The 12325-nt window shown below is 56.8% G+C and carries 11 protein-coding genes; 6 read left to right on the plus strand and 5 right to left on the minus strand.

Features of this window, described 5'->3' with window-relative positions; genetic code table 11:
• Positions 1-37: 37 nt before the first annotated feature.
• Positions 38-310 (minus strand): usg protein, encoded by a 273-nt coding sequence (locus tag AB8B29_RS26150; RefSeq protein ID WP_037190967.1) that lies wholly within the window; start codon positions 308-310, stop codon positions 38-40.
• A gap of 279 nt (positions 311-589) precedes the next feature.
• Between AB8B29_RS26150 and groES the strand changes: the two genes are divergently transcribed.
• The 6 genes from groES to AB8B29_RS26180 all read left to right on the plus strand — a co-directional run bounded on the left by groES (position 590) and on the right by AB8B29_RS26180 (position 7122).
• On the plus strand, positions 590-904 hold the full coding sequence (groES, locus tag AB8B29_RS26155) for a co-chaperone GroES (protein ID WP_037190968.1): 315 nt from the start codon (positions 590-592) through the stop codon (positions 902-904).
• A gap of 51 nt (positions 905-955) precedes the next feature.
• Complete coding sequence (gene groL / locus AB8B29_RS26160) at positions 956-2584, plus strand: chaperonin GroEL (RefSeq protein WP_037190970.1); 1629 nt, start codon at positions 956-958, stop codon at positions 2582-2584.
• Positions 2585-2638: 54 nt separating this feature from the next.
• Positions 2639-2899 (plus strand): hypothetical protein, encoded by a 261-nt coding sequence (locus AB8B29_RS26165; RefSeq protein WP_051963192.1) that lies wholly within the window; start codon positions 2639-2641, stop codon positions 2897-2899.
• Between the two features lie 215 nt (positions 2900-3114).
• Positions 3115-4167 carry a PAS domain-containing sensor histidine kinase gene (locus tag AB8B29_RS26170; RefSeq protein WP_037191935.1) on the plus strand — a complete coding sequence of 351 codons (1053 nt, stop codon included), beginning with the start codon at positions 3115-3117 and terminating at the stop codon, positions 4165-4167.
• A 71-nt stretch (positions 4168-4238) separates the two neighbouring features.
• A complete protein-coding gene (locus AB8B29_RS26175; RefSeq protein WP_037190974.1) occupies positions 4239-4610 on the plus strand; it encodes a response regulator in 372 nt (123 codons plus the stop codon).
• A 253-nt stretch (positions 4611-4863) separates the two neighbouring features.
• A complete protein-coding gene (locus tag AB8B29_RS26180; protein WP_037190976.1) occupies positions 4864-7122 on the plus strand; it encodes an EAL domain-containing protein in 2259 nt (752 codons plus the stop codon).
• Positions 7123-7453: 331 nt separating this feature from the next.
• Here the strand turns inward: AB8B29_RS26180 and yjfF are convergent, their stop codons facing one another.
• The 4 genes from yjfF to ytfQ form a co-directional block, all read right to left on the minus strand.
• The gene (gene yjfF / locus AB8B29_RS26185; RefSeq protein ID WP_037190979.1) at positions 7454-8422 is read right to left on the minus strand and encodes a galactofuranose ABC transporter, permease protein YjfF; all 969 of its coding nucleotides are present in this window, start codon (positions 8420-8422) and stop codon (positions 7454-7456) included.
• Complete coding sequence (locus AB8B29_RS26190) at positions 8419-9447, minus strand: ABC transporter permease (protein ID WP_037190980.1); 1029 nt, start codon at positions 9445-9447, stop codon at positions 8419-8421. Before AB8B29_RS26190 ends, yjfF begins: the two co-directional genes overlap by 4 nt.
• Positions 9444-10967, minus strand: coding sequence for a galactofuranose ABC transporter, ATP-binding protein YtfR (ytfR, locus tag AB8B29_RS26195; protein WP_439006811.1), 1524 nt, complete (start codon positions 10965-10967; stop codon positions 9444-9446). The genes AB8B29_RS26190 and ytfR overlap by 4 nt, the downstream gene beginning before the upstream one ends.
• Positions 10968-11096: 129 nt before the next feature.
• Positions 11097-12059, minus strand: a complete 963-nt coding sequence (gene ytfQ / locus AB8B29_RS26200; RefSeq protein ID WP_047555919.1) for a galactofuranose ABC transporter, galactofuranose-binding protein YtfQ — start codon at positions 12057-12059, stop codon at positions 11097-11099.
• Positions 12060-12325 lie beyond the last annotated feature (266 nt).

The following is a 12325-nucleotide window of genomic DNA, read 5'->3' on the forward strand; positions in this document are numbered from 1 at the left end:
TCCATAACGTCCGGATTTGGATGGAGACCCTCGAGCCTCAATGCAGCTTGAACTCGCCTTCAACGCGGCGCCATTCGCTGGGTCCGATCAGACGCTGATGGGTGTAGCGCACTGAATGCAGCGGCCCGTCAAGGTTAGCCTGCCAGTAGTTGAGGAACTTCTGCATCTCAGGAAAATCAGGAGCCAAATCATAGTCCTGCCAGACATAAGTCTGAAGGACGGATTCGAAATCGGGAATGCGGTAGAGGATATGCGCGGTGGTAAGGCCATAACCGTTGAGCTGACGCTCCAGATCCGATGAAAATCGCATGCTTCATCTCCGTTTCGTAACAGTCTGAAGGTGGTGTAAATTTTTGCAGCCATCAATGATTTTTTGAATGCTCGAGGCCAGGTTGTTGTTCCTTGCCAGTGTGTTAGCAGCCATTCCTGAAGAGTGCTAATTTTTTTATTTTGACCTCTTGAAATCGAAAATCCGCCAAACCAGATCATTTCGCGCAAGACGCTCGATCGAGGTTTTGCGCCCGCCCGGACCGGTCATCCGGTCCGGCCGGGGAACAACGTCATCATTGTTTGTCCATTGGAGGAAAACATGTCGTTCCGACCGCTTCATGATCGCATTCTTGTCCGCCGGGTTGAATCCGAAGAGAAAACCAAAGGCGGCATCATCATTCCCGATACCGCCAAGGAAAAACCGCAGGAAGGCGAGGTCATCGCTGTCGGCCCCGGTGCGCGCAATGATGCCGGCCAGTTGCAGGCACTCGACGTCAAGGCCGGCGATCGCATCCTGTTCGGCAAATGGTCGGGCACAGAGATCAAGATCAACGGCGAAGACCTTCTGATCATGAAAGAAAGCGATGTCATGGGCGTCATCGAGGCCCAGGCAACGCAGAAGCAGGCCGCTTAAGGCGCTTCCAATCACCAGTCGAACTTGCTGCCTATTAAAGGAGTGAACAGAATGGCTGCGAAAGACGTAAGATTCAACACCGATGCCCGTGACCGCATGCTGCGGGGGGTCGATGTACTCGCCAACGCCGTCAAGGTGACGCTCGGTCCCAAAGGCCGAAACGTGGTTATCGACAAGTCCTTCGGCGCACCGCGTATTACCAAGGACGGCGTCACTGTCGCCAAGGAAATCGAGCTCGAAGATAAGTTCGAGAACATGGGCGCACAGATGCTGCGCGAAGTCGCGTCAAAGACCAACGACATTGCCGGCGACGGCACCACGACCGCAACAGTTCTTGCCCAGGCGATCGTCAGGGAGGGCGCCAAGGCGGTGGCGTCGGGCATGAATCCGATGGACCTGAAACGCGGTATCGATTTGGCTGTCGACGCGGTCGTCAAGGAACTGAAGACCAACGCCCGCAAGATTTCCAACAATTCCGAGATTGCCCAGGTCGGCACCATCTCGGCCAATGGCGACGAGGAAATCGGCCGCTATCTCGCGGAAGCGATGGAAAAGGTCGGCAACGAGGGCGTCATCACCGTGGAGGAGGCCAAGACTGCCGAAACCGAACTCGAAGTCGTCGAAGGCATGCAGTTCGACCGCGGCTATCTGTCACCCTACTTCGTCACCAACCAGGACAGGATGCGGGTCGAGTTTGAGGATCCCTACATCCTGATCCATGAGAAGAAGCTCTCGAACCTCCAGTCCATGCTGCCGGTGCTCGAGGCCGTGGTCCAGTCCGGCAAGCCGCTCCTCATCATCGCTGAAGACGTCGAAGGCGAAGCTCTTGCAACGCTCGTCGTCAACAAGCTGCGTGGCGGCCTGAAGATCGCTGCCGTCAAGGCTCCTGGCTTCGGCGATCGCCGCAAGGCCATGCTTGAAGACATCGCCATCCTCACGGGCGGCACTGTCATCTCCGAAGATCTTGGTATCAAACTGGAGAACGTGACGCTGACCATGCTTGGCCGAGCCAAAAAGGTAGCGATCGAGAAGGAGAACACGACGATCATCGATGGCGTCGGCTCCAAGGCCGAGATCGACGGCCGCGTTGCGCAGATCCGCGCGCAGATCGAGGAAACCTCTTCCGATTACGACCGCGAGAAACAGCAGGAACGCCTTGCCAAGCTCGCCGGCGGCGTTGCCGTCATCCGTGTCGGTGGCTCGACGGAAGTCGAGGTCAAGGAAAAGAAGGACCGCGTCGACGACGCGTTGCATGCCACCCGCGCGGCCGTCGAGGAAGGCATCCTACCCGGCGGCGGCGTAGCGCTGCTGCGGGCCGTCAAGGCGCTCGACAATCTTAGTACGGCCAACCAGGACCAGCGTGTCGGCGTCGAGATCGTTCGCCGCGCAGTCGAAGCGCCGGTGCGCCAGATTGCCGAAAACGCCGGCGCCGAAGGCTCGGTAATCGTCGGCAAGCTGCGCGAGAAGGCGGAATTCTCCTACGGCTGGAACGCCCAGACGGGTGAATACGGCGATCTCTACGCCCAGGGTGTCATCGATCCTGCCAAGGTCGTGCGCACGGCGCTTCAGGACGCGGCATCTGTCGCCGGCCTCCTCGTAACAACGGAAGCTATGATCGCCGAAAAACCAAAGAAGGAAGCCGCTCCGGCGATCCCCACCGGTGCCGGCATGGACTTCTAAGAGTGATACGCTTAGCCCGCCCCATCAAGGGGCGGGCCACTTTCGGAGGGGAAGATGAATTCAACGCAACTGTTGTCGCGGGAGGATGCCCGGCTTTGCGCAGGCGTCGTAAGGGAGATTTCCAGTGCCAGGGGTATCTCGAAAGATCCAGTCGCTGTAGGCAAGCTGACAATGGCGGTTGCCAGGCTTTATAACAGTGGCTTCCATAGTCGAGAGGAACTTCTGTCGGCTGCGATGCAGATGGCTGATCTCCAGTCCAGCGCAGCAACAAGTGTTGGAAGCAAGGAGCAAGACGTTCAATATCCCGGCAAGTAGACCCAGTACGATCAAATATCTTTGGGGTCGATTTTCTGGCAGAAGGCGAACCAGTATCGATTGGCTTAAGGTCCTGCTACGGCAATAAAGCGTGATGCCGATCGGAAGCGGATGTGCTAGCGTGCCTTAGAGCGTCATTCCAAGGTTTGCATTGACGGCGCTCCTGCCGAGTGATGATTCGCTACGCGAGTTTTCGGCCCATGAGGGCCATTTTCATGTCCAAAGAACCGATTGCCCATTTCGAGGCAGCGAGTACGCTTGCCGTCGTGGTTTCATCAAACGAGCCGTTGCTGTTCCTATCTGCAGACCAGAAGGTCATTGCGGCGAGCACATCGTTCTGCCGAGCCTTCGAGATCAATCCTGCGACAATTCCCGGCAGGGCGCTGAGTCAGCTTGGAGACGGCGAATGGGCGATGCCCAGGCTCACCTCTCTTCTGAAGGCGACGGCAGCCGGAAGTGCGAGGATCGAGGCCTACGAAATTGACCTTATGCGGCCAAACCGGAAGACACGCCAACTGGTCGTCAATGCGCAAATCCTTGACGACGGCAACAAGGACCATATCCGGCTGCTGGTTGCCCTCTCCGACGTGACCGACGCGCGCGCCCAAGCAAAACTGAAAGATGACCTCGTCCGGGACAAAGCCATCCTGATACAGGAAGTTCAGCATCGCGTCGCAAATAGCCTTCAGATCATTGCGAGCGTCCTTATGCAGAGTGCACGTCGGGTGCAGTCGGAGGAAGCGCGCGGACATCTTCACAACGCCCATCACCGAGTGATGTCGATTGCGGCCGTTCAGCGACAACTCTCGACATCGAGCGGCGGCAATGTCGAACTTCGTAGCTATTTCACCCAGCTTTGCGAGAGCCTCGGCGCATCGATGATTGCTGACGAGAGCCGGTTCTCGATATCGGTGACGGTGGATGACAGCGCCGTCGAAGCGGACGTCTCCGTCAGCCTGGGGCTTATCGTGACCGAATTGGTGATCAACGCTCTCAAACACGCCTTTATTGACCAGCAGACGGGAAGGATCGCGATCGACTATCGCTCGACCGGCAGCGACTGGACACTTTCGGTAGCTGACGATGGAGTAGGCATGCCCACTGGCAGCGTTGCTGCCAAGGCTGGACTAGGCACAGGCATCGTCGAGGCCCTCGCCCGGAACCTACAGGGTGAGATTAAGTTGAACGACGCAAGCCCAGGAACCGCAGTGATCATAAGTCATCGCGGGGATGCCGACCGTCGAACCAGAATCCCTGCGGCCGCATAGGAACTGACCTTTCACCGAAACGTTATCAACTGAGTCCAGGGTTCCCGGCTCACACAAAAACCGAGTGACATATGTTTAATGGCAAGGCGGTCATCCTGGTGGTCGAAGATAGCGCGCTTATTCGAATGGGCGCCGTCGACCTCGTCCGATCCGCCGGCTACGAGGCGCTCGAGGCAAGCAACGCCGACGAGGCAATTCGCATTCTGGAATCGAGAGCCGATATCGATCTCGTCTTCACCGACGTGGAAATGCCCGGAACAATGGACGGCATCAAGCTCTCCCACTACATCCGTAGCCGATGGCCGCCGGTAAAATTGATCGTTGCTTCCGGCAGGGCCATCCTCAAAGAGAGCAGCCTTCCTGAGGGAAGCCAATTCTTCTCGAAGCCTTACGGCGATCATGCCATCGCAAACGCGATAGCCGGGATGCTTTTGGGAAACTGATCTCTCACGTCTGCGCGAGCAAAGGCGTGCGGAGTCTGATCGCACGCCGGCTTGATATTTACCCCACGCGACGTCGCGGCTCTCGTTCAGACGTGAGAATTTGCGAGGGCACTTTAACCCGAGGCCGATAACTTTACGGCGCTTTCCCAACAACATAGACAGCTTTCCTCAATAGCAGGTTGGTTAGCGGACTTAGCGTTGCTTTAAAGAAACTGTGTAAGGATGCAGGCCCGTTTCCTATACCGGCAATCTGATGAAGTTTCGAAGAAAACAAAAAATATTGCGTGGCTTCGCGAGTTCTGCAGTAAGCCATACCAGCGCATTTGCTCCGGCAATATTTGCGACGACTATTGCAGTATTCGTCGTCTGTGTTGCAACGAACTGGAGGCTGGAACGATCGCTAGCCGACGAACGCTCAATTGTTGCCGGTGAGCTTGCCACCATATCATCTCGGCTTCAGACGAACCTCAATGGCAACGTGAAACTGTTGCAAGGCCTGGCGGCCGGTATCACAGTCAATCCGGCGATGGACCAAAGCGCTTTCTCCAAACTCGCCGCGGAGATTTTGCAGCCGGATTCACAATTGCGAAGCTTCGCCGCAGCCCCCGGCATGGTGGTCAAGTGGGTTTATCCAGAAAAGGGAAACGAAAAAGCGATCGGACTCGACTATCGAACGAACGAAAAGCAACGGGATAGCTCAATGCTGGCGCGCAACACCCACAATATCGTTTTGACGGGCCCTGTGGAGCTCGTGCAGGGCGGAACGGCTTTCGTGGTCAGGTGCCCGGTTTATATCAATGACAGAACAAGCCAGATCTTCTGGGGTCTTGTTTCTGGAATCGTAGACATACCAAGGCTCTACCAAGATAGTGGCCTTGAATCGACCGACCTTGAGATTGCCGTCAGCGCCGTAGCGGAACCGAAGTTGGCCAAACAAGTTTTTCTCGGCGACCTGGAAACTTTTTCGAAGAATCCGGTCGTGGCATCCGTTGATATGACTTATGGCCGATGGACCCTTGTCGCAGTGCCTAAGGGCGGATGGGGCCAAAACAGCGGCATGGCCACTTTTGAGCTCTATGCTTGCCTGTTGTCTTTGTGTGTCGTTGCGCCAATTGTTTGGGTAGGCTTTCTGACCAAATCACGCCAAAGAACCATTGAAAAACTTCGCCTTCACAAGAAAAAGCTCGTTCGAGCGCGGCAGAGGCTCGAATACCTGTCGTTGCATGACGCACTAACGGGGCTTCCCAATCGCCGATTTATTGATCAGATGATCTCGCAATCGCCGAGGCCCGATCCAGAAGATTGTCTGATACTGATTCATATCGATCTGGATCGATTTAAGGAGATCAACGACACGAAAGGGCATGCCGGAGGTGATACGGTCTTGCAGGCAGTGGCTTCGCGCCTTGTCAATTTGGCCGGCCCAAACGACGTAGCGGCTCGGATCGGTGGAGACGAGTTCATCTTCGCAACCTGGAGCGCCGATCCCGCGCCTAAGGCAAATGAATTGGCCCAACAGATTGTCGATACACTCAAGCAGCCGCTATTCGTTGATGGCTCGGAGTGTGTGGTCGGCGCAAGCGTCGGCGTCGCCTGGGAAACTGAATATGCTCGTGGGCAGGACCTGAGCCAATTGCTTTTGGATGCCGATTTGGCTCTGTACGAGGCGAAGAAGGTGGGCCGCGGTCGCGCGGCCATTTTCACCGAAGCGCTTCGTAGCGCCGCAATCGGTTCGAAGGAATTGGCGGATGAATTCAATCATGCGCTCGATTGCGACGAACTGGTTGCATTTTTCCAGCCGCAGTTCAATGCAAGCACATTGGATATCGCCGGCGTCGAGACACTTGCGCGCTGGGATCACCCGCGAAACGGTCTGCTCGCCCCGGATAAATTTCTCGCTGTCGCGGAAAATTTGGGACGTTCCGGCGACATGGATAGGCTAATCCTGCAGAAGGCTCTGTTCGAGCTTACAAGATGGGACAGCCTGGGAATGCGCATCCCGCGTGTTTCGGTCAATATTTCTGCGCGTCGGCTGGTGGAGGCAAATCTGCTTGCCGAGCTATCCGAACTTCCCTTCGCGAAAGGTCGCCTATGTTTCGAGCTGCTGGAGACAATCTCCTTCGATGATCTTCAGCCTGTTCTCAATCACATAGTTCCAGCTCTCAAAGAGCTTGGAATTGAAATCGAGATCGATGATTTCGGCACCGGGCATGCCAGCATCATAAGCTTACTTAGGCTCGAGCCGCGAAGGCTTAAAATCGACCGGGAAATTATCAAGCCGATTGTCGCGTCTCCATCTCAACGGCGTCTGGTCTCCTCGATTATCGAAATCGGCCGGTCGCAGAACATCGACATCGTTGCCGAGGGCGTGGAAACAATGGAGCACGTGAAGATCCTGAGAGATCTTGGTTGCCACTTTCTGCAGGGATACGCTCTGGCACGACCAATGAGCTCAAAGCAGTTGATCGAATTTTGCCGCCCGAAGGATAAAGAACTTTCAGAGGTGGGATAAAGGCTAGTCTCTGCTTCCTCGCCCCCCGGAATCGGCCGTAGCCACAAACGGCTTGGTCAACCAAATTGTGAATCTCCGCGACCTCATCGCTCGGTTCGAGCTTCAGCCAGCGGAGGCGCCGCAAAGGTCTCGCGCAACGCCTTGTCGAGCGGATCAAAAGCCACAACGGCATCGCTATTGTCGAACTGAGACTGCTAAGAAAGCCACAATCGGCGCTCTCGAGCGGAGTCGAACCAGCGGCAACGGATTTTGTACGCCGGACTGCGAGTCAACGTCCGTGACAACGCATTCCACATCTACCCTCCGCTGATGTTACCGCACCGCCCTTCCCTTAGACGTAACGTCGATTGAATCGGGAAAGCAGAAGAAGGCCTTTCTGCATCAGAATAAATGCAAACAGCAATAAGCCGATCAAAATCTTCGTCCACCAGCTGGAAAGCGATCCGTCGAAGGTGATGTAAGTCTGAATCAGGCCCTGTATCAGGATTCCGATGAGGGTTCCTCCAACGAACCCCGCGCCTCCCGTCAACAGTGTTCCGCCTATGACCACGGCCGCAATAGCGTCGAGCTCAACACCGACCGTGGCAAGCGAATATCCTGCTGATGTATAGATAGAAAAAACGATTCCGGACAGACCGGCGAGAAAGCCGGACAAGGCGTATATCAGGATGGTCGTGCGGCCAACCGGAACCCCCATGAGTTCGGCCGTCTGCACGCCGCCGCCCAGAGCATAGACGTTGGCGCCGAAGCGCGTGCGATGCGCCAGGACAATGCCGCCGGCAAAGACGAGCAGCATGACGCCGCCGATCAAGGTCAATCGACCGCCGCCCGGCATCAGCCAATAGAGATCGCTGAGCCGCGAATAGAAATCATGCTCGATCGGGATGCTGTCGATGGAGATCACGAAGGCAATTCCGCGCGCCAGAAACATGCCGGCCAGCGTTACGATGAAGGGCGGCATGCTGAGATAGTGGATGATGGCGCCCATGCCGGCGCCGAAGATCGTAGTGATCAGCAACACGAGAGCAAAAGCCAACAGCGGATGGATCGAGGTGTCTCGCAGGATGATCGCCAGGAAAACGCCGGTAAAGGCGATGACCGAACCGATCGACAGGTCGATGCCGCCCGAAATGATCACGAATGTCATGCCGACCGCGGCAATCCCCAGGAAGGCGTTGTCGGTCAACAGGTTGCCGGCCACCCGCGTCGACAGCATGTTCGGATACTCCGCCACGCAACCCGCATAGGCCAGGATGAAGATGACGATGGTCGCGAGCAGTGGAAGATATTTCGAATTCACTTCGCCTGCTCCTTATGGACCATCTGTCCCTCGCCTCGGCGCCGCTGGAAGAACGCGGTGGCGGACTGCAGGGCAGGAGACTGGATGACCAAAATGACGATAACGATGATTGCCTTGATGACCAGATTGAACTCCGGTGGAAAACCGGACAGAAGGATGCCTGTATTGACCGATTGAATAATCATCGCCCCAATCAACGAACCGACAATGCTGAAGCGACCGCCAAGTAGCGAGTTGCCGCCGACGACCACGGCGAGGATCGCATCCAGCTCGAGCCACAAGCCGGCATTGTTGGCATCCGCGCCCTTGATGTCGGCCGAAACGATGATACCGGCGATGGAAGCGCAAAGGCCGCTCAGCGCATAGACCGCAATCAGCAGCACCGGCGTCTGGATGCCGGAGAGCGTGCTTGCCCGGCGATTGATGCCGATCGCTTCGACCAGCATGCCAAGCGCCGTGCGCCTGACCAACAGGATGACGACAAGCGCCGCGAGCACCCAGATTACCACGGGCATGGGCAACGCGGCAAAGGCGCCGCTGCCTAGGAAGATCAGCCCGTCATTGTTGAAGGTGAGGATCATGCCCTCGGTAATCAATTGCGCTATGCCGCGGCCAGCCACCATCAGCACCAGTGTTGCAATGATCGGCTGGATATCGAGAACAGCCACGAGAAAGCCATTCCAGAGGCCGCATGCCAAACCCACGCCGATCGTCAGCAACAGGGTATAGGCAAGCGAATAGCCTGCAACGATTGAAGCTGCGGCTACTGCGCCGCAAATCGCGATGACCGCACCGACCGAAAGATCAATCCCCTTGGTGGCAATGACCAACGTCATGCCGATGGATAGCAGCGCGACAGGCGCACCGCGATTCAGCACATCGATCACGCTCCCGTAGAGTCTACCATTTTGAATTTCCAGATGAAAAAACTGCGGGAACATAATGAAATTCAACAGAAGAATGACCGCCAGCGCAATGAGCTGCGGCATCAAGCGAAACAGGGATGCCTTAATTTGCGAGATCATGCGTCCTCACGGGTATTTTGAGTGGTGGCAATGGCCTCGACGATATTTCCGGCGGTTATCTCGCTGCCGGTCAACTCGGCAATGTGCTCGCGATCCCGCAGGACGATGACGCGCGAGCTATAGGCGACAAGTTCCTCCAGTTCGGATGAAATGACCACCAGCGACATGCCTTGCTGGCAAAGATCTTCGATGAGGCGGATGATTTCCGCATGCGCGCCGACGTCGATGCCGCGCGTCGGTTCATCAAGGATCAGGAAGCTTGGGTTGGTCGCCAACCACCGCGCAAGGATCGCCTTCTGCTGATTGCCACCCGACAGAAGCCTGATCGGCTTCTCACGGTCGGTCGTGCGGATATCCAGTGCCTTGATGTAGCGATCGGCGATGGCGTTCTGTTCGCTGCGCGCCAAAGGCCTCGCCCAGCCACGACGCGCTTGCAGGGCCATGACAATGTTTTCGCGGATGGAAAGATCGCCGATGATGCCGTCTGTCTTGCGGTCCTCCGGGCAAAAGCCGAAACCGTTCTTGATGGCGGCGCGCGGACTGGAAAGCGTAACGGTGTTGCCTTCGACCGTCGCCTCGCCGCTGTCTGATCGTTCGACGCCGAAGAGTACCTCGGCGGTCTCGGTGCGGCCAGACCCGAGCAGACCGGCGATGCCGACCACTTCGCCGCCACGCACCTCCATATCGAAGGGCTTGATTTTGCCGCGCTTGCCGAAATTCGCGAAGCGATACTTTACCGGCCCGCTTTCGTTGGTAACCTGCTTTGCGGCGCTCTCCGCCTGCGCAAGCTCACGGCCGAGCATCATGGCGATCAGCGTTTGCCGTGAAAGTCCTTCCGCATCCCGCGTGCCGACCAGGCGTCCGTTGCGGAGAACGGTGATTCGATCGCAGATTTCATAAACCTGCTCGAGAAAATGCGTAATAAAAACAATCCCCAGGCCACGCTGCTTCAGCCGCCTGACGATGCCGAACAGCATGGCGACCTCTTGCGTATCGAGGCTTGCGGTCGGTTCGTCCAGGATCAAAACCTTGCCGGAGAGATCGACGGCACGGGCGATCGCGATCACCTGCTGGATGGCGACCGAGAACCGGTCGAGCTGACGGCCAACGTCGATGTCTATGCCGTATTGCGCCAGCAGATCCCTGGCCATGCCGTTCATGACGCGGCTGCTGACCAAGCCGAAGCGCCTCGGCTGGCGACCGAGAAACAGATTTTCCGCCACACTCAGGTTCGGGAGCAGGTTCACCTCCTGGTAGACCGTTCCAATACCGAGCTTCTGGGCTGCGAGTGTATCATGCGGATCAATCTCAGTGCCATCGAGAACCAAAGTGCCTGCATCTCGGCGATAGGCGCCTGTCATGCATTTGATCAAGGTCGATTTTCCCGCTCCGTTTTCACCGAGCAGCGCATGGACTTCTCCGCGCATCAAAGTGAAATCGACATGATCGAGGGCGGTCGAGCCTGGGAAATATTTGCAAAAGCCTGTCGCTGTCAGAAGTCGCTCGACGTCGTGAGCCATGAAGCGTGAATGTCCTTGGGTTGAGCCAATATTCGAAAGCGATAGCCGGCGCATACAGATGATGCGCCGGCATTCGATGTAAGAGACTGCATCGGCTGAATTGTTCGCCCGGTGCGGTCGCCCCTCGTCTCAGTAGCCGAGGCCTTTCTTCTGCTCATAGACCTTCTGCGGATCGTCAGCCTGCGTGTAGAGCTTGGACTCGGTCTGGATCCACTTTGGCGGCTCCTTCTTGTTTTTCAGATAGGCATCGAGCGCATCGAAGGCCGGACCAGCCATGTTCGGTGTCAGCTCCACCGTCGCGTTCGCCTCGCCGGCGGCCATCGCCTTGAAGAGATCCGGAACCGAGTCGACGGAGACAGTCAGGATATCCTTGCCCGGCTTCAGGCCCGCTTCCTTGATCGCCTGGATGGCGCCGACGGCCATGTCGTCGTTGTGGGCGTAGAGCGCGCAGATGTCCTTGCCGCCGTTTTCAGCCTTCAGGAAGCTTTCCATGACTTCCTTGCCCTTGGAGCGGGTGAAGTCGCCCGTCTGGCTGCGAACGATCTTCAGGTTGTCGTGACCCTTGATGGCTTCCTCGAAGCCCTTCTTGCGGGCGATGGCCGGCGAGGAGCCAGTCGTGCCCTCCAGCTCAACGATATTGCACTTCTTGTCGCCGACCGTCTTGACGAGCCAGTCGCCGGCAACCTTACCCTCATGAACCAAGTCGGACGTGACAGCGGTCAGATAAAGGTCCTTCGGCGCGTTGACCGTACGGTCGAGCAGAATAACCGGAATCTTGGCTTCCTTGGCTTCCTTCAGCACGGCATCCCAACCCGTTTCGACGACTGGCGCCAGCAAGATTGCGTCAACGCCCTGTGCGATGAAGGAACGGATTGCCTTGATCTGGTTTTCCTGCTTCTGCTGCGCATCGGCAAACTTGAGATCAATGCCGCGCTTTGTGGCTTCCTGCTTGGTCAAGGTCGTTTCAGCGGCACGCCAACCGGACTCCGAACCGATTTGCGAGAAGCCGACAACCAGCTGCTTTGCCGATGCGGCTGTGAACATGCAGGTAGCAAGAATCGTGGCACTGATCAGTGCAGTCTTCAACTTCATGATATCCTCCCAAAGGCCCATCTTCTCAGGCCCGCAGTCAAAAAATCATATAGTAATACTTTTGTAAATCAGTATTCGATGATGCGATGCAACAAAAAGATGTGTCATGCGGACGGCATGGTAACAGTCACCAAGGGTCGATGTGAAGATGTAATGAACGGGCGTGGCCCGTTTCGCGCGTGATCCGCTTTAGTGAACGGGGCGTTCGACCCGTGCCGTCGCCTTCCAGTGTTTAAAGCGCCCTCGTCAACATTTGCTAACCCATC

Source organism: Rhizobium sp. 11_C7_N12_5, assembly GCF_051811145.1.
Lineage (GTDB): Bacteria > Pseudomonadota > Alphaproteobacteria > Rhizobiales > Rhizobiaceae > Rhizobium > Rhizobium lusitanum.